The sequence below is a fragment of the Mycolicibacterium sp. Y3 genome (assembly GCF_051188035.1).
Taxonomy (GTDB): Bacteria; Actinomycetota; Actinomycetes; order Mycobacteriales; family Mycobacteriaceae; genus Mycobacterium; species Mycobacterium fluoranthenivorans.
This window is the reverse complement of the sequence record NZ_JAVQLT010000003.1, coordinates 153,107-170,203: the sequence shown is the minus strand read 5'-3', so window position 1 is coordinate 170,203 and position 17,097 is coordinate 153,107. Positions and strand designations below refer to the sequence as shown.

Here is a 17,097-nt window from a genome sequence, read left to right as displayed (position 1 = left end):
GTGCCGCCCCGCCGCGGTCATGACCCCTCCGTTCTCTTGCCCGACCGCGGCGCGCGGCCACCCAACCAGACGTCCAACGTCATCCGGGTGATCCCCAGCGTCTGGGCGATGTCGCGCTTGCTGCGGCCCTGCTCGAAATACCGACGCGCCAGCTGCTGAGCTGCTTTCTTCTCGTCGTCGAGCCGCGAGTCGGCCTGCATCAGGCGCCGTCCTTGCTGCGCCAAATCGTCCAACCCGCGGGCGTAGACATAGGGCGGCCCGACGAGCTCGGGCCCGGACTGTCGCATCGGCTCAGCCGCGGCCGCGGCGGCCAGGATCTCCTCATCGCTCGCCCCGCTGTCCACGTCGGGAAGGTCGTACTCGGCGACCAACTCCGCCGGCGTCCGAAGAATCACCCTCACGCTTGTCTCCTTCCTCCGTTCCGCACGCGGATGCGTGCGAGCTGCGCACGGGTCTGCACGCTGCACCACAGTGTCATGCGTTGCCGCGGAAACACCCGAACGGATATCACTATACCAATGAATGGCATAGTGCTATACACTCAGACGCAGACCCCGCCGCGCGACCCCCGCAGGAAGGAGAACGCCATGACCACCCACCCGCCCGCAGGCTGGTACCCAGACCCCATAGGCGCACCGCAGCAACGCTATTGGGACGGCCAACAATGGACCGAAGCGCTGGCCGCCCCCACCGTCATCGCAGTCCCCGTCGCCGCCCCACCCGCCAAGGACTGGGCGCAGCGCCATCCCGCCTGGACCACACTCATCGTGTTCTGGATCGCCTGCATGATCTGGCAGTGGGAATGGCTGGCCCCCACCCTGGCAGCGGCCGCCGCAACAGCCTGGGGCATCCGCTGGCTCCACCACCGCAACGCCCGACTCGCCGCCAACGCCGACCGAGAAAACGCCCTCGCCGCCGAAGGAGACGAACGCGGCATCTACGGCGACTACCCACCCGCCGACGCCCAACCCGACGCCGCCTAACCAGAGGAGGAAACCCCCATGCCCAGAACGACTTCCGTCCCCTTCAAAGCCGGCGACTACCTCTACGCCGGCCAAGCGATCGACGACGCCACCGGCCGCCTCGACCAATTCGACGACACCGCCAAGATCGTCGCCCACAACGCCATCATCGAACTCATCGACCTGGAAGGCGGCACCATCACCTGCCACCAAGTCGCCGTCATCTCCAGCGCCATCGCCAACGCCCTCCAGGGCAACACCTACGGAGAAACCCTCTAATGACCGACCTCACCACCATGACCCCACCCGACATCGACGCCATCCTCAACGACCTCAGCCACCAACGCGCCACACTCATCGCCCGCGCCGAAAGCCTGCGCACCGCAGCACATCACGCCCGAACCGGCCGATTCCCCGACGAGCAACGCGCAGCCCGCTTCGACGCCCAAGCCGACGAACACACCCCGCAAATCGCCGCGATCACCGATCAGATCAAGCCCTACAACGACGAATTCGAGCGCCGCGGCGGCTGGACACGGGCCTTCCTCGTCCAAAACAACGGCGGCCACGTCCACAGCAGCATGAACTGCTCCACCTGCTATCCCACCACCCGCTACGCATGGCTCACCGCCTACAGCGGCAAAGACGAAGAACAAATCGTCTACGCGGCCGGTGAAATCGCATGCACCACTTGCTATCCCAGCGCTCCGGCCGAAGTTCTCAACCGCGTCGGAGAGATCCGCCGACCAAGCGACCTCGAACGCGAACAGCGCGCCGCCGACAAGGCCACCAAGAACGCGCAGCGCGCCGCGGCCGCCGTGCTCAACCCCCACACCGGCAAGACGCTCTACAAGACCGAACGCGCCGCATCCAACGCGATCGCCACCGCCCTAGGGAACCTGCATTGGTACGGCGACGACCACCCCTCCGCCGCCGAATGGAAGCACACCGTCGACGCCGCGGTCACCGCCCTGGCCGCCAAACAGGGCATCGACAAGGACGCCGCCATGGCCGACTACCGCGAGCGGGCCGACAAGAAGTTCGCCGCCACCGCCCGCAAGACCCTGCGCGAACTCAAGCAGCAACGCGCCGACATCAACGTCGACGACCTCATGCCCGGACTGCAAGCCTGGATCCGCGACAACGGAATCCCCGCCTGACGCAGACCCCACCACCAAAGGCCAAGGAGAACAACAGTGAACGGCGACCACCGATGGCGCACCCTGTGCGTCAACCCCACCAGCTCACGTCCGTTCCTGGTGTGGCGAATCCGCAACGGCGCCACCGAGTATCACCGGTCAGCGCCCACAAACTACGCCCCGAACGGGCGAATCATCCGGTACGGCTACCAAGCCGCCCGCGACAAGGCCCGTGAACTCAACGCGCCGAGCAACGGCAACATCCTGGGCGATGGCAGTGCCCCGGACAATCCACATCGCGCGGGCCATGACATGTCGGCAGCCGGCGATACGGTGAAACGATGCCCACTCCGCCCAACGGACACCGAAACCTGAGTCGCACATGCCCTCCGTCGTGGTACTGACAGGCGCAGGCATCAGTGCCGAATCTGGACTGTCGACGTTTCGCGGCCCGGACGGCATGTGGGAGGGCCACAGAGTCCAAGACGTGGCCACCCCCCAGGGCTTCGCCGCCAACCCCGAATTGGTGCAGCAGTTCTACAACCGCTTGCGCCGGCAGACGAGCCAGGCCCAACCCAACGCGGCACATCACGCACTGGTCCGGCTCGAACGCGCCTTGGGTGACCAGATGCATCTCGTCACCCAAAATATCGACGACTTGCATCAGCGCGCTGGAACCCTCCGCATCACTGCCATGCACGGCGAATTGACAAAGATCCGCCATGTCGAGACAGGGCAAATACTGGACTGGCCTCACGACGTCGCTGAGGCTGACCGGGACTGGCGCCCCCACGTCGTGTGGTTCGGGGAGCCCACAATCGGCCTCGATCACGTCGCCGAGAAGCTCAATAGGGCCGACATCTTCGTCGCCGTCGGCACGTCCGGCACGGTGTACCCAGCCAACCAATTCGCCGCAATCGCCAAAGCCGCTGGTGCGATCACCATCGAAATCAACATCGAACCCGGTACCGGACCCTTCGATCAGGTTTGGCAGGCCTCAGCCGCCCAAGAAGTGCCGATGTTCGTCGACCACCTCATCGAAGAGTTCAGCCAATCGTCCCGATCATAGAGACACGTTCGGAGACAACGAAATTGCGCTACGACCGTGCACGGACAGCGCTTCGTCCCGCCAGAAAATCAGAGGCAATTCCGTTGAAGGACAACGCCTCAAGCGCAAACTTCGGGATCTAATCGCTACTTCCGCCGCACAGCCTACTGAGGCGCAGTGAAGGTGAAGTCGGTCGCCACGTCAGCTTCTCTAACCCGGCGGACGGGGTTCCACCGGCCGTGCGTGCGTAGCGTCGCGCGGCCATCTCCGAGGCCGAAGATCGCGGCGGTCGTCGCATTCATGAACGCGGCGTCGCCAGCCAACGCCGCCGACCGCGCCAGGCGATCGAGTAAGCGCCTGTCGGAAGGTGAGGCCTTCCAGGTGAGCTTGTGCTCCGGGGACGTGTCGTCGGCCCAGATCGACGACGGCGCGGCAGGGAAGCCCAGGACCACGTTCACTCCGGACGATCGTCCGATCCGTCCCCAGCGGCCCAAGGCCGCGGATCTGCCCCACTGTCCGTCCGGGTCCTCGATGAGCACGACCGTGGTGGGTACCTGGTGTCCGCGCTCACGGGCCTCTGCGACATCGCGCGCTTCGACCGAGCGCAGGAACTCGTGACGGGACCCCAAGACCTCGTCGACATGCCCGACCAGCTCGCCGGCGTCGACGCGCCGGTGCTCCACCGTCACCTGCGTGTCCTCGCCCGCGCAGAGCACCAACTCGAGATCCTCAGGTTTCTGGCCTGCTGCGAGGCCGGCGGCTATCACCGCCAGGAGAGCCGGCACCTCGGCGCCGGCGACCAAGCAGTGGGGCCCGGATCCGCCTTGGCTCTCCCACTCCAGATTCACCGACACGCTGGCACCGTCAGGGCCGGTTCCAAGGAGCGCCAACAGTGGGCGCCGCAGACCACCGTGGCTGACCTGGCGAAGGGCACGGGTGTAGGACGTCCCCGGATTGGCCGCCTGAAATTCGCGGGCAGCGCTCTTGCGGGATTCGTTGCTAGACATGGTGATTGCTCCCATCCAAAGTAGTTCCTCCGCGTCGCCCCACATCTGCGCGGAAGTGCCTTTGCTGGGTAGTGACACGGAACCCGGTGGGTCTTGTCCCGGTCTGAAATGACTGGCCGATGTGGGCGGCTGCAGTCGATGCCGAGATTCACGCCGCCGTGCGTGGCGATGGCCCAGTGTAAGCACGCAGAACCGCCTGCAGGCCTCGCCGACTGGGCTGAACATGTGATGCGCCCCGGCCGCAGGGGGGGTGAGGGCGACCGGGGCGCGGGAACGTCCTCAGGGGGGAGGAGGACGTCGAAATCCACGCTAGCAGCGCGCAACGACCCCCCTGCCGGCTCGTCACCTGTGAGATCTGCCCGAATCGAAGTGACGGAAACACCGGTCAGCGCAGGTACTTCATTGAATAGACGACCAAGAACCAACCCAAATGGAGGAGAAGGACCAACCTCCCGGCGGCATCGACGATCTCGCGCAGCAAGGCGTACCGCGCCCACGCCGACACTGCGCTGCAGCTGGCCACTCAGGCGACCTACGGCCGGCTCAGCACCCGAGGACCCATCAGTGTTCCTGGCAGAACACTGACTCGCGCCCAGGGCCGAAGATCGTCGATGCCGCCGCTGGCACGGGGCGCGGCAGCGTGCTGACCAGCGGCGATGACACGTCCCCGACGATATCCCGCACCCAAGATCGTGGGCGCCAGGATGGCGCCTCGCAGAAGGTGCTCAAGGAGCAACCAGTGGGCTGACCCTTCAGTTGGGGACGTGCTATCACCGCAGGTCATGCGAGCCATTGAGTGAGTGCTAGCGGTGTATCACCGCGCCCGGCAGCGTCCATCAAGGCCTCTAGCGCCGCGCCGGCGGATCCGTGCACCTGCACTGGCCGCCCGCACCGCACCCATACGTCGTGTTCGGCGCTGAAGCGCCACGGCCGGCGGAAGAAGTCGACGACGTCGCGACGCGTGGTCAGGACGTCGATCTCGACGAGGGCCGCCGCGAAGGAGCAGATCTCCTCGAAGTCGGCGAACCACCGGCCATCCAGTTCAGCTGCCGCTCGGCGAGCTCGCTCCAACACGTCGTCATCCATCGTCTTAGCGCACCGCATTCGCTGGGAACGTTGCCAATCTCGAACTGAGAAGCCCCCTTATCGGCATCCCGGGCACGCCGCCGACCTCGGCAGATGGCAGGTCCCGCCGCGGCGGGCCGCCGCACGACGCCGAGGAGTTACGTTGCATGGCAACGACGCGCCGAGGAGGTTCGCATGGTTCAAGTACTTCTGGCCAGCCGCAACGGCCAGCTGTACAAGGCGTCGTGTCCGATGCGTCGACGACATCGCCGACCTCATCCGCGAATGCGACCTGGAGGCACTTACCAGCGGTGACGCGAGCATCGACTTCTGGTTCACTCCGTCGACCCGATCCTCGCACCGCCGCGTCAACCGCAAGGCCACCGAGATCTACCTCGCCACAACCGGTTTCACGCCCCGCAACGTGCCCCTGATGCGCGGCATCGTCGTCCTGGCTGCACACGATGCCGCCGGCGGCCTGGCCAGCCTGACCGATCAGCAGATCGACACCTTGGCCGGCCATGTCGAGCGCACCCCCTGGTGGCAAGACCTGGTGCTGGCCATGCGCTACGCCCGAGACTGGCGACGCGAACTTCGCGCCGTCCGGACCACGCTCAAGCGCCAGTACCAGGATCTGCCCTGGCCGGCGTGAGCGGCGAGGACGACGCGGAGGCGCAGCCCGCCGGGCAACTGTGCGACCAGCAGCTACAGCAGCTGCAGCAGATGGTCACCCAGCAGCCTCGGCCGCTGCGGCAGTGGCTCTGTTGACTCTCGGCCGATCCCGGCCCCAAATAGCTCATCGACCAGCGCAGATAGCACGTCCCCGACATGAGGAGTCGGGCGCCGGTAGCCCGCAACACCCCGCCTGAACTGCGACGACGGCAGAGCCCCTGACAGGCAGCCGATCGACACGTCCGGCCCTTCAGGACTCAAGCGAAATTACCACTCACGGAAATATCACCGTAGCTGGTAATTTGCCCTCACTGGTAAATACCGCTCGTGACTCCCGCCCGTGAGGGCTGGACGACCTGAATAGCAGGAGTCCCCATGTCCGCCGTCCGTACCGCCACCCCGGCCCTGGCGCTGACCACCGCCGCCGCACTCGCCTTCACCCCCTTCATGTCACCGCTGCCGATGGCAGCCCGCGACATCGCCGTCCCGCACATCTCCGCGCCTCGACTGCAGCTGACCGCCGTCATCAACCCGGCCGACATCACCAAGCTCGTCGACAATCTCGAGTCGGCAATGGCCTCGGCCTCCACGACCGTCACCGGACTGGTCGGCGCCCCGGGCCAAACCCTGACCCAGGCGCTGGCCTCCGCGGTCACGCTCAACGACAGCCTGTGGAACGGCCTCATCGCCGCCTCGGACAACAAGACCCTCACCGCCATCCTCAAGACACTGAAAGCGTCGGCAGGAAACGGCCTTTCAGACCTCTCGAAATCCATCGACGACGTCAACGGCTCCATAGTCCTGACCACCGGACAGCTCGCTGACCTGTTGACCTCCACACTCACCGGCTCCCTCGGCACCGCCTTGAACGTCGTGGCCACCGTCATCAACAACCCGCTCGCGCTCCCGAGCTACACCGGCCTCATCAACGCCCCGATCGACATCGCCGGCCTGGCCCTCACCCAGGGCATCGGCACCGTCAACCACCTCGGCGCCAACGTCCTGACCGTCACCAACACCGTCGTCACCGGAGCCACCAGCCAGATCTCCAACGCCCTCGACACCTTCAACGGCCTGCTCGACGCCAGCAAGAAACTCACCGGCATCGACCTCGTCAACGGACTCATCACCGCCGTCCAAGGCATCGTCTCCGCACCCGTGGCCGCCGCCGTCGCCGCCGCCAACGGCGCCTCCACCACCATCACCAACGCCGCCACCACGATCCTGGACCGCGTCACCGACGGCGCCTCCGACGCAGTCGCCACCTGGATCGGCAATGGAACAGACCCCGGCGCGATCCAGAAGGTCATCAACACCATCGGCACCGCGCCGCTGAGCCCCGCCAGCTACGCACACGCCATCTCCGTACTCGTCGGCGCCGGCGCCTCCACCGTCACCACCGCCGCCCACACCGTCGGCTCCCTGGCCTCGGTGCCCTTCACCGCCGGCGCCGACATCACCGTCGCCGCCGCCAACGTCTTCACCGCCTTCACCAGCGGCCTGGCCACCGCCGCCAGCGGCGTCCTCCAAGCCGCCGGGCTGCCGTCCCTCGTCGCCGGCATCCCACACGCGATGGCCGCCACGGTCAACGTCCTCGTCAAGGCGGCCGCCGCGACCACCGCCGCAGGACTGCGCACCATCGCCGCAGGACTGGACTTCGGCTCGGCCATCACCGGCAACCTCACCGCGACCGCCACCCCGGCGGCAACCCGCAAAACGATCACCCTCAGCCTCACCGCCGACACAACGCCGAGCACCGACACCACCGCGGCGAGCGCCACCACCGGGCACAGCACCAAAACAACAGCGGCAGAACCGAAGACCGCCAACACCACCAAGCCGACCGAGCCGGCAGGGGACACCGCCGGCGAAGCGGCCGAACCCACGGTGAACCCGGCGACCGAGGAGAACCCGAAGCCAACCCACGCAACCGAAACAGCCGCCGATACGACCGCAAGCACCGCAGCGACCCCGACGGCCACCGACGCCAAGACCGACGCGGCCGGCACCAAGGACGCGTCGACGAGCACCAAGGACAGCACCCCCACCACGACCACCGGCAAGGACGACACCAAGACCTCAGCCGGCACCGCGAACAGCGGCTCCGACCCGGACAAGACCAACAACGTCACCGCGCCGAAGAAGCCCCGCCCCACCGGCACCAAGAACGCCCCCAGCAACAAGACCAGCGACAACGCCCCCACCGGAGAACCCGCCTCGAACTCAGCCAACAGCGGACAGTCCGACAGCACCTCCGCCGCCACCGCGAAGACACCCAAGCACGCCTCGGAAACCTCGCCGCGGCACGCCGCAGCCAGCGACTCCGCACCCAAACACGCCGCCGCCGCCTGACCGACCGCTCCAGACCAACCGACCCACGGACGGAGTTGCGAAAATCGCAACTCCGTCCGTACCCTTGACGGCATGAGCCAGGAACAGATCGCGCGCCGCGTCGCCGACAGCATCCCGGCGACCACCACCCACGCCGAGGTCGCCGGCCAGATCGGCCTGACCAAGGACCAGCTGTCCAAGTCCCTCAACGGACGGCGCGCATTCTCCTCAGTTGAACTCGCCCAACTCGCCGACGTCCTCGACCTCGACGTCCACTGGCTGATCACCGGACGGCCCGACCCGAACCGCCTCGTCGTCGCCGCTCGCCACGACTTCGACCACACCACCGGCCGCCGCGACGTCCCCGGCCGCGACACCGACCAACCGGTCCTCGACGACATCGCCCTGGCCTACCGCCAGGCCTTCCCCGCATGGAAACAGGTCGACTTCGCCCTCCCCGGCACCGTCATCGAAGTGAAGACCACCCTCGGCTCGAACTTCGTACGCCGCATGGCCGATCGCTTCGAAACCCATCTCGACGTCGACGTCATCCGCCTGCCTGAAGTGTCGACCGCCTACTCCTTCCACGTCGGACTCCGCAAGGTGATCGTGTTGCAGGCCACCGGGAACTGGTTCCGCGAAAACTGGTCCCTGGCACACGAACTCGGCCACCTCGTCGCCGGTCACCACGCCAACAACCTCACCCCGGCCGAAGAGAGCCACCACGAACTCGTCGCCAACGCGTTCGCCGCCGACCTGCTCCTGCCCGAGGACCGCATGCGCGCCATCAACTGGCACGACCTCACCGAGCGGGAACTGGCCGACCACATCTGGCACTGGGGTGTGTCCACGGATGCCCTCGCGCGCCGCCTCGAATGGCTTGGCATCCCGGTATCCGACACGATCGCCGCGGCGATGCAGCTGTCCACACAGAAACTGCTCCGCTGGTACTGGGCCGGCTTGCAAGACCACGGCCGCGATGAGATCACCGTGCGCATGGACGAAGCCGCCACCCGCCGCTTCCCGCTCAAGCTGCAAGAAGCCCACACCGACCTCATCGCCTCCGGCGCCCTCCACAAGGGCACCCTGGCCTGGATGCTCGGCATCGACCCCGACGCCCTCGAAGTCGACGAACCACCTCAACCCGAGCCGCTCGACACCGATCAGCTGGCCGCCGCCCTGGGCCTGTAGTGCCCAAGCTCTTCCTTCCCGACAACACCGTCCTGATCAACTTCGCGATCATCCGCCGAATGGACCTGCTCGCCGAACTCGTCAAAGGCCAAGGCGCCTGGTGCGTTTCGATCGCGCGGGAATGCGACAAGTCGCAAGCGTTCCACCCCGACCTCAGCGAGGCCGCTGCCATCTTCGGGGAACCGCTCGACCCAAATCCCAGTGAGCGGGTCGACGCAACGATACTGCGCGAGACCATGGCCAGCCCCGGTGAACCGTCCACCCAACACCTCGGTGAAGCCGAGACCATCGCAATCATGAGCAACCGCAAGCTTGAAGGATTGTTCCTCACCGACGACGGTGGAGCCCGCGCCTTGGCTCAGCGCCACCACATCACCGCTGTGTCCACATGGGACCTGCTGCGCTTGGCTCACAAGGTCGGCAAGGTCACCCGGCCGGTGCTGGCCGGCTATCTGCGCACCCTGGCCGCCGCCGGCCGCGGCAAGCCACCGGGGATCACCAGCTTCGACAAACTGACACCATGGCTGCCGCCCGAACCCGAGTAGACACCGCAGCTATGCCAGCAGCGCGCCGGCCCACCGATCGGCATCGAACAAGGTTGGTGCGTCCAGCCCCGTAGTCGCCTGCAGCGCACCGGGATACGTCCGCTCGTACATGGCATTCCACGCCACCACCATCGCCGGAGGCGTCAACATCCACTCGGCCACGGCCTCCTGCAGATACCAGCACTGGCCATCGCGGGCCGCCGAGATCAGCCCGCGCCGGACCAGGCCCTCCCACAGCGCCTCCGTCAACGCCGTCCGCGGCCGCAACGGCTTGGCCAACCGCTCGACGTGCACCTGAGCCAGCACCCACGGCAGATCCCAGATCCGCGCGGCATGCGCCCGATGCGTGCCTCGCAGCACCTCGTAGACCGGGCCTGCCGGACCCTCTACCCGGTTCAGCAGCATCGGATCCCGGGCGAACATCTGCGCCAACCAGTCATCGAGCGTCGCGCCGGCGACCGCGTCGTGCAGCCATCCCGCCACCTGCACGACGGTGTCGCGTCGCGGCTCTCGACCGATCTCGCCCCACACTGCGGCGTTCGTTGATGTCAACAGTCTCGGCTCAATCCAGTGCGCCCACGTCGCCCACCCGCGGGACGCAGACCCCTGCACCCCGAGTGCTCCGACGTCGGAGTCATCGAATGGCGGCATGAACACCCGGTGCGAACCGATCTGCGGCGCAACGGCGTTCAGTGTCGAGGCATTGGTCTGCGCGAGGACCTCAAGCTCATGCTGACCGCCTGGAAGCCCGGCCGCCAACGCCTGCAGCTGCTCAACCAGCCCACCCGGACGATGCCCGAGCTGGCGCGCGAGATCCCCGGCCACGTCGCCGGCGGCCTCCGATGCCTCCGACGACCAGGCGAAGTCGACTACCTCATGGTTGGGGCGCGCACGGTGGACAGGACCATCGGCCAGGATCACCTCGGCGCGGCGCAGCAGCTCGGCGACCGCCTCGGCGTCGCTGCCCACCCCGCGCACGACGACGCCATCACCGCGCTCGGCGCGGAAGAACCCATCACCGCGCCACTGCAGCACATCCTCAGCGGTGAGCCCGCTCAGGTCAACGCAGCCAAACTGCAATGCTCCCAACGACATAGCCATAATGTAGCACATGTGCTACATTGACGGGCATGGAAATCGTAGGCGTACGCGAACTCCGCCAAAACGCATCCGACCTCGTCCGCCGCGCCGAAGAAGGCGAAGAAATCACCATCACCGTCGCCGGCCGACCCGGAGCCCGCCTCGTCCCCGCAACCCCACACGCCTGGCGCCAATGGGAGGACATCGCCGACCTCTTCAATGGCCCTGAAGACACCGCCTGGCCCACCGACCGCGACCTCGTCGACCAACAGATCCGCGACCCCTGGGCGACCGCATGAAAGCCATCCTCGACACCAGCGTCATCCTCGCCACCGGCATCAGCCCCATCGACGGCGAGATCGCCATCAGTGCAATCACACTCGCCGAACTCCACTTCGGCGTCCTCGTCGCCAAAGAACAAGCCACCCGCGCTGAACGACTACGCCGCCTACTCAAGATCCAACGCGACTTCGACGCCCTGCCACTCGACGCCACCACCGCCGCCAGCTACGGCCAGATCGCTGCCGCCGTCGTCGACGCCGGCCGACAACCCCGCGCCCGCGCGATGGACCTCCTCATCGCCGCAACCGCCCACGCCCACTCCGCACGCCTCTACACACGCAACGCCGCCGACTTTCACGGCCTCCAGCACCTCATCGACATCATCGCCGTCTAACCGGAAACGGAAGCCAAAGATGAAGACCGCCAAGCTATCCGCACGCCAACAAGAAGCGCTCGACCTCGTCCGCCAAGGACGCGTCCAATACGGACACGAATTCCCAAAGATGGCGCGCCGCGGCCACGCGACGTTCCCGGTCTTCCTCATCGACGGATACGCCGCGTACAACCAACAAGGACGGACCTTCGGCTCCCTGGAAGAGCGCGGCATGATCGTCGTCCGCTACGACCTCGTTCCCCACCACCACGTTCCGGAGACCACCCGAATCTCCCGCACTCTCACCGGCGAAAGCACGGTCACGATCCCCGCGCACGATGCACCCGTCGACGCGGGGTGGCGCACGGTAGTGGAGCTAGCGGCCGGGGCGGAACCGGTCGCACGAAACTAAGTTTCAGAGTTTCTCCGCGGCCGGCGCACGATGTCGGCGTACCGCGGATTCTGATAGAGGGCCTGCTGACTAACACCGAGTGCCTCGGCGATCTTGCCCGCGGTGACACCTCGATCGCGGGCATCCTGCATAGCCGGGGAGGGGTCGGCGACTGGTGCCAGGATGCGGATAGTCAGGGTCGCCCACGGCTTCTCGAACGCCTGGAGGAGTTCGTAGCGGGTGTCGCTTGGGTCCTGGGCGAGAAGGACGCGCACGGCGGTGGCTGCGTCACCGACGCTCGATCCCGGGCCCGCAACGAGGTACTCGGCGGCCAGAAGTCTGGCTGAGTGCAAGGCATCGTCGGCGACGCGACTGCTAGCCGAAGCCAGGTCCTCAGCGGTGAGGTCGTCGAATGCCACGCAGGCAGATTAACGCCTTCGCTCAACTCGGCCGAGTATCCGTGCACAACGGGTCTTGAATACCCGGTCGCGACGTCTATAGTGACAACAGAAGTTGTATGTCAGTAGCAATTACACTTGGTAGTGACGCATGAGGAGCTGAGATGGCCGATGCACTCGCACATGAGATTCAGCTGGCCTGCGATGACCTCTACTGCGCACCTCTGGATCCCGTAGCTCAAGCCAACGCCCGCGACTTGCTCCTGCGCTCCACGCCGACGGCGGACGAGCGCGATATCGCCCGCAGGATCCGGATCGCCTGCGACGAGCTGCATGACGATCCTGCCGACGTCGACGCGCGTTGGACACTGCTAGCGCTGCTCGGACGGCCGATGGTCGGCTCGGGCATCTCAGTGCGAGCCTGACGACGGCAACGAACTGGGCAAATAGCACGTCCCCGGTGTGCGACCGCGGAAAGATTGACCGCGGCCCAATAAATCCGGGGCTCCGCAGCGCCTCCGGAGCGTGTCTGCGCAGATAAACTGGCCTTCATGAGCCAACCGATGACCTTCAACATCCCGCAGTTTCGGGGTGGGTCGGACGATCTGGGAAACCAGGGCCACCAAGCAGCATCGGACCTGTCCAGCGGCGTGCAATCCGCACTGTCCCCGCCCGGGGCGTCCAGCCCGGTTGGCAATCAGATCTCCATGTTCACCGGCCAGCTACAGACGGGTCTCTCGCCTGCGGGCCCAGCGCTCACCAACGGGGCCACTGATCTCACCAACGCGGTGCAGCAGGGCATGTCGAGCATTGAGAACCAGGACGCCCAGAACGCTGCCGGCTTCAAGGACGGATCCACGCCCGGGGCCGGGTTGGCCGGATCCGACACGGCTGGCCAGCTCGATCCCGACTCGATCGATAAGGAAGCCAAGGAGAAGGCCCAGGACATGCTGGGTGGCGACAAAAGCCAGCAGGAGATGCAGCAGCTGCTCCAGATGGGTATGCAAACGGGATCGCAGATCGCGCAACAGCTTTCCCAGCAGCTGTCCCAAATCGGTAGCAAGCTCAGCGAGGCTGTCGGCAAGGCCGGTGAGCAGGTCGGTCAGCTCGCCAGCAAGGCGGTCGAATCCGCGACCAAGGCCGCATCTGATGTGGCCAAGCCGGACCTGGGCCTCGACGGTCTCGGCGGCGGCGGCGGCGGCGGAGGCTTCGGCGGCGGCGGCGGGGGAGGCATGGACCCGGGCACGACCATGCCCGCTGGCCTGGAGACCCCGGTGACACCGATGAACGGCTCCAGCGCCCTGCAGGCCAGCCCGCTGCAGGGCCCCGGCGTCGGCTCGCCGGCTGCCGCCGCGTCCAGCCGTATGCCGATGATGCCGATGATGCCGATGCACGGCGCCCGAGGCCACAAGGACGGCGAAGGCGAGACCACCAAGCGGGACCCGGCCATCTTCCCCGAGGACAAGCTCTACGACGCCCCAGCCGGTGTCGAGCAGACCTTCGGCGCGATCCCCGAGATCGAATCCGAAGAGCCGCCATTCGGCACCTCGGGCACTCAGTCCGCCGGCCACTAACCGCTCCGGGGCCCTGCCATCTTGCAGGTCGCGGCACCCGGGAACGACATCGTGGCGGTGTTACGATTTGCTGCAACAGATGCGCCAGTGGCCATGTGCGCCACGCCAATTCGGTTCATCACTGTCTGTGAACACTCGATTCCGCCGCCGAGCCTGAGGACGCCATGACTGTCGTCGACGACGCCCCACTTGACCTTCAGCCCACCCGCAACGGACACACGCCCGCTGCAGCGTCGACCGCACCGATCACCCCGCTACCGGTGAGCGCCATCGCGGTCGACGACGACGACCTGGTGCTGGCCGGCGGTGAAGAAGTACTCGCCGCGCCGGGCTCGGCCAAGATGCTGCGCGCCACCCGCTTCGCCGCGGTCTCCATCACCGCCGTCATCGGCGTCGCCTCGTTCACCCTGAGCTTCGCCTCGCTCACCGACCTCGCCATCCGAGCCGGCTACCCGCACCACCTCGCCCCGCTGTGGCCCATCATCGTCGACGGAACCATCCTCTCGGCCACGATGGCGGTCCTCGCTCTGGGCGCCTACGGCGACCGGCAGCGCGCCAATCGCCGATTCTTCTGGTGGGTGCTCGCGCTGGCCGCCTTGGCCAGTATCGGATCAAACGCCTTGCACGCCATCACCGAACCCGGAACCGAGCTGGGCCCGTGGTTGAAGGCGGCGATCGGCGTCGTGCCAGCGGTCTCACTCTTGGCGACCGCCCACGGCGCCGCGATCTTGTCCAGGGTTCGCCCAATGACCGTGAAAGCCGTTCGGGTGCAACAGGAAAACCAGCAGGCGCAGCGTGCAGCCGATCGACGTCGGCACTGGGTGACCCTTGCTCGGAACATCCAGGAGCAGTCGACCCAGAAGGCGATCGTGGAACGGCCGGTTGAGCAGATCGCCGATGTTCTGGAGGCCACCCACGACGGCGGACAGTCCCAGCGGGCGATCGCGTCGAGCACGGGTCTTCACCATGAGACGATCCGCAAGATCCTGCAGGCTGGCGCCGCGGCGGCGATCGAGTCAGCGTGACGACGCCGTGTCGCGATACCGTAACACGGCATAGCTTGTATCGATATCGTGACATAGCGCTACCTTTGGCTACCTCATGTCATGGAACCATGACATGAGGTAGCTTGTAATGATATCATTACACGATGGCTGGTTTGATTGACGAAGTGCTTGCCGGCATCGGTGCGCAACTCCGCTATGCACGCATCAACGCCGGCCTCACCCAGCAAGATGTCGCCAACCGATCCGGAGTGTCCCGACAACTGGTCGGCCGCATCGAGAACGGCCTCAACGGGGAGATCAGCGCCTTCATCGCCGTGGCCAACGCACTCGACTACCGCCTCGGAATCACCGAAGAAGTACCACTCAACGACGCTGAGCAAGCCGCAGTCGCCCTGATGAACCAGATCAAGCACCAGGCCGCTCAACCGTGACCGCCTCCCACGGCGACGGCCTGGTCGTAGTCCTCAACCGCCGCCTGGCCGGGGTCATTACCCACGACTTCGGCCGGCCGCGCTTCACCTACGCCGACGACTACGCGCGCGCATCCGGCCGACTCGCCCCACTATCGCTGTCGATCCCGGTACGTAAAGGCGTCACCTACCCGCACCAGAAGGTCGCACCCTGGCTATCGGGCCTGCTCCCCGAAGACAAAAGGGTGCGCGAGGGATGGGCTGCCGAATACGGAGTCGCGGCGGGTAACACCTCCGCGCTCCTACGCCACCTCGGTCGCGACTGCGCCGGCGCGGTCCAAATCGCACCCGTCGAGGAACTCGCCGACGTCCTCGCCCAGACCGGTCACACCGAGCCCCTCAGCGACACCGACATCGCCGACCGCCTCCGCACCCTCATCGACAACCCCGGACGCTGGCCCGGCGCTGAAGAACGCTGGAGCTTGGCCGGAATGCAAGCCAAATTCACCGCCGTGCGCACCGGCAACGGATGGGCCACCGGGCACGGCAACGCCGCAAGCACCCACATCATCAAACCCGGCATCACCCAGTTCCCCGGCCAAGCACTCAACGAACACCTCTGCCAGAAGGCATTGCCGACCATCGGAATTGCGGCCGCCAGCACCGAATACCAGGAATTCCAAGGTATTCCGGCTATCGTCGTCACCCGCTACGACCGCGTCACCCAGGACGACGGCACAGTGCTACGTCTTCACCAGGAAGACATGTGCCAGGCACTATCTGTCTGGCCCTCAAAGAAGTACGCCGCAGACGGCGGGCCCTCCGCAATCACAATCGCCAAGCTCCTAGCCGCGCACGCCGACCAACAAGACGTGGACCGCTTCACCGACATGGTGGTAGCCCAGTACCTTCTCGGCGCCCCAGACGGCCACGCAAAGAACTACAGCGTGATTCTGCTCGGCAACCGCGTGACCCTCGCCCCGGTCTATGACGTCGCCAGCGTGCTGCCCTACAACCCGAACCCCGCATCAGGACTGTCCAGGGTGGCCATGCCGATCGCCGGCAAAAGCAAGTTCGGCACCGTCGACCTGGCCACGATCGCCAAGTTCGCCGACAAGGCCGGCACCGATCCGGACCGCCTCGTCGCTCGCACCAGAGAAATGGCCGCCGCCCTGCCCGACGCTATCGCCGCGGCCGCCGCCGACATCCCGACAGCGACCCTCGGTGACCTCGCAACCGCCCTGCGAACCGGCATCAGACAGCAGTGCGCAACGCTCGACCCGCCCCCACGCGGCACCGCCGCAACACCACCGGTCCACGACGATGAAGAAATGCCGCCCGAGACGGTGTCCGACGAAGAAGACGCTGCCGCCAGTGGTGAAATCCCCGTCGTGTCCCACTCGCGCGGAAAACGGCCGGTTCGCGGCCACACCCGACGGCGCCCAACAAAACGATTGTCCGGCGTCACCGACGAGTCGTAGCGCGACATCGTCGCCGGAGCTCGGCGGGCTGGCGGGGCGGTTACCGGGGACCTGCCATCTCCGCTGGTCACTGGCCTCTCACTCGGGATCGTATGCGGGGCAGCGCAATTCGCCACCCGTCGCAACCGGATATGTCCCCAC

22 protein-coding genes are annotated in these 17,097 nt (G+C 66.5%); 17 read left to right on the top strand and 5 right to left on the bottom strand.

Annotated elements, in window-relative coordinates; all coding sequences use genetic code 11:
• Positions 1–17 precede the first annotated feature (17 nt).
• Positions 18–401 carry a hypothetical protein gene (locus QN239_RS33255; RefSeq protein WP_499017576.1) on the bottom strand — a complete coding sequence of 128 codons (384 nt, stop codon included), beginning with the start codon at positions 399–401 and terminating at the stop codon, positions 18–20.
• Between the two features lie 186 nt (positions 402–587).
• On the opposite strand from QN239_RS33255, the gene QN239_RS33250 reads away from it, so the two are divergent.
• The 5 genes from QN239_RS33250 to QN239_RS33230 are packed head-to-tail and all read left to right on the top strand — an operon-like array spanning position 588 to position 3,170.
• Positions 588–983 (top strand): DUF2510 domain-containing protein, encoded by a 396-nt coding sequence (locus QN239_RS33250; protein WP_499017575.1) that lies wholly within the window; start codon positions 588–590, stop codon positions 981–983.
• A gap of 18 nt (positions 984–1,001) precedes the next feature.
• Complete coding sequence (locus QN239_RS33245) at positions 1,002–1,241, top strand: hypothetical protein (protein WP_499017574.1); 240 nt, start codon at positions 1,002–1,004, stop codon at positions 1,239–1,241.
• Positions 1,241–2,122 (top strand): hypothetical protein, encoded by an 882-nt coding sequence (locus QN239_RS33240; RefSeq protein ID WP_499017573.1) that lies wholly within the window; start codon positions 1,241–1,243, stop codon positions 2,120–2,122. The genes QN239_RS33245 and QN239_RS33240 overlap by 1 nt, the downstream gene beginning before the upstream one ends.
• 36 nt (positions 2,123–2,158) lie before the next feature.
• On the top strand, positions 2,159–2,476 hold the full coding sequence (locus QN239_RS33235; protein WP_499017571.1) for a hypothetical protein: 318 nt from the start codon (positions 2,159–2,161) through the stop codon (positions 2,474–2,476).
• 7 nt (positions 2,477–2,483) lie between these two features.
• Positions 2,484–3,170, top strand: coding sequence for a Sir2 family NAD-dependent protein deacetylase (locus QN239_RS33230; RefSeq protein WP_499017570.1), 687 nt, complete (start codon positions 2,484–2,486; stop codon positions 3,168–3,170).
• 143 nt (positions 3,171–3,313) lie between these two features.
• Here the strand turns inward: QN239_RS33230 and QN239_RS33225 are convergent, their stop codons facing one another.
• Entirely contained in the window at positions 3,314–4,156 is an 843-nt protein-coding gene (locus tag QN239_RS33225; RefSeq protein WP_499017568.1) for a hypothetical protein, read from the bottom strand.
• Between the two features lie 780 nt (positions 4,157–4,936).
• On the bottom strand, positions 4,937–5,242 hold the full coding sequence (locus QN239_RS33220; protein WP_499017567.1) for a hypothetical protein: 306 nt from the start codon (positions 5,240–5,242) through the stop codon (positions 4,937–4,939).
• A gap of 142 nt (positions 5,243–5,384) precedes the next feature.
• Here QN239_RS33220 and QN239_RS33215 point away from each other — a divergent pair, with 142 nt between their 5' ends.
• From QN239_RS33215 to QN239_RS33200, 4 genes are all read left to right on the top strand, one after another.
• The gene (locus tag QN239_RS33215; RefSeq protein WP_499017565.1) at positions 5,385–5,873 is read left to right on the top strand and encodes a hypothetical protein; all 489 of its coding nucleotides are present in this window, start codon (positions 5,385–5,387) and stop codon (positions 5,871–5,873) included.
• A gap of 395 nt (positions 5,874–6,268) precedes the next feature.
• A complete protein-coding gene (locus tag QN239_RS33210) occupies positions 6,269–8,245 on the top strand; it encodes an autotransporter outer membrane beta-barrel domain-containing protein (protein WP_499017564.1) in 1,977 nt (658 codons plus the stop codon).
• Between the two features lie 72 nt (positions 8,246–8,317).
• Positions 8,318–9,415, top strand: a complete 1,098-nt coding sequence (locus tag QN239_RS33205) for a helix-turn-helix domain-containing protein (protein WP_499017563.1) — start codon at positions 8,318–8,320, stop codon at positions 9,413–9,415.
• The gene (locus tag QN239_RS33200; RefSeq protein ID WP_499017562.1) at positions 9,415–9,960 is read left to right on the top strand and encodes a PIN domain-containing protein; all 546 of its coding nucleotides are present in this window, start codon (positions 9,415–9,417) and stop codon (positions 9,958–9,960) included. Before QN239_RS33205 ends, QN239_RS33200 begins: the two co-directional genes overlap by 1 nt.
• Positions 9,961–9,969: 9 nt before the next feature.
• Here QN239_RS33200 and QN239_RS33195 read toward each other — a convergent pair whose 3' ends face one another.
• The gene (locus QN239_RS33195; RefSeq protein ID WP_499017561.1) at positions 9,970–11,055 is read right to left on the bottom strand and encodes a hypothetical protein; all 1,086 of its coding nucleotides are present in this window, start codon (positions 11,053–11,055) and stop codon (positions 9,970–9,972) included.
• 35 nt (positions 11,056–11,090) lie between these two features.
• Here QN239_RS33195 and QN239_RS33190 point away from each other — a divergent pair, with 35 nt between their 5' ends.
• The 3 genes from QN239_RS33190 to QN239_RS33180 are packed head-to-tail and all read left to right on the top strand — an operon-like array spanning position 11,091 to position 12,107.
• Positions 11,091–11,339 (top strand): type II toxin-antitoxin system Phd/YefM family antitoxin, encoded by a 249-nt coding sequence (locus QN239_RS33190; RefSeq protein ID WP_499017559.1) that lies wholly within the window; start codon positions 11,091–11,093, stop codon positions 11,337–11,339.
• A complete protein-coding gene (locus tag QN239_RS33185) occupies positions 11,336–11,716 on the top strand; it encodes a type II toxin-antitoxin system VapC family toxin (RefSeq protein WP_499017557.1) in 381 nt (126 codons plus the stop codon). The genes QN239_RS33190 and QN239_RS33185 overlap by 4 nt, the downstream gene beginning before the upstream one ends.
• A gap of 19 nt (positions 11,717–11,735) precedes the next feature.
• Entirely contained in the window at positions 11,736–12,107 is a 372-nt protein-coding gene (locus QN239_RS33180; protein ID WP_499017555.1) for a hypothetical protein, read from the top strand.
• Here the strand turns inward: QN239_RS33180 and QN239_RS33175 are convergent.
• A complete protein-coding gene (locus QN239_RS33175; RefSeq protein WP_499017553.1) occupies positions 12,104–12,505 on the bottom strand; it encodes a hypothetical protein in 402 nt (133 codons plus the stop codon). The genes QN239_RS33180 and QN239_RS33175 overlap by 4 nt on opposite strands.
• Positions 12,506–12,648: 143 nt before the next feature.
• Between QN239_RS33175 and QN239_RS33170 the strand changes: the two genes are divergently transcribed.
• From QN239_RS33170 to QN239_RS33150, 5 genes are all read left to right on the top strand, one after another.
• Positions 12,649–12,909 (top strand): hypothetical protein, encoded by a 261-nt coding sequence (locus QN239_RS33170; protein WP_499017552.1) that lies wholly within the window; start codon positions 12,649–12,651, stop codon positions 12,907–12,909.
• 126 nt (positions 12,910–13,035) lie between these two features.
• Positions 13,036–14,058, top strand: a complete 1,023-nt coding sequence (locus QN239_RS33165) for a hypothetical protein (protein ID WP_499017551.1) — start codon at positions 13,036–13,038, stop codon at positions 14,056–14,058.
• Positions 14,059–14,222: 164 nt separating this feature from the next.
• Positions 14,223–15,083 carry a DUF2637 domain-containing protein gene (locus QN239_RS33160; RefSeq protein ID WP_499017550.1) on the top strand — a complete coding sequence of 287 codons (861 nt, stop codon included), beginning with the start codon at positions 14,223–14,225 and terminating at the stop codon, positions 15,081–15,083.
• A 125-nt stretch (positions 15,084–15,208) separates the two neighbouring features.
• Positions 15,209–15,496: a type II toxin-antitoxin system RelB family anti-toxin gene (locus QN239_RS33155; RefSeq protein ID WP_499017549.1), complete on the top strand. Its 288-nt coding sequence runs from the start codon at positions 15,209–15,211 to the stop codon at positions 15,494–15,496.
• Positions 15,493–16,956, top strand: coding sequence for a type II toxin-antitoxin system HipA family toxin (locus QN239_RS33150; RefSeq protein WP_499017547.1), 1,464 nt, complete (start codon positions 15,493–15,495; stop codon positions 16,954–16,956). Before QN239_RS33155 ends, QN239_RS33150 begins: the two co-directional genes overlap by 4 nt.
• Positions 16,957–17,097 lie beyond the last annotated feature (141 nt).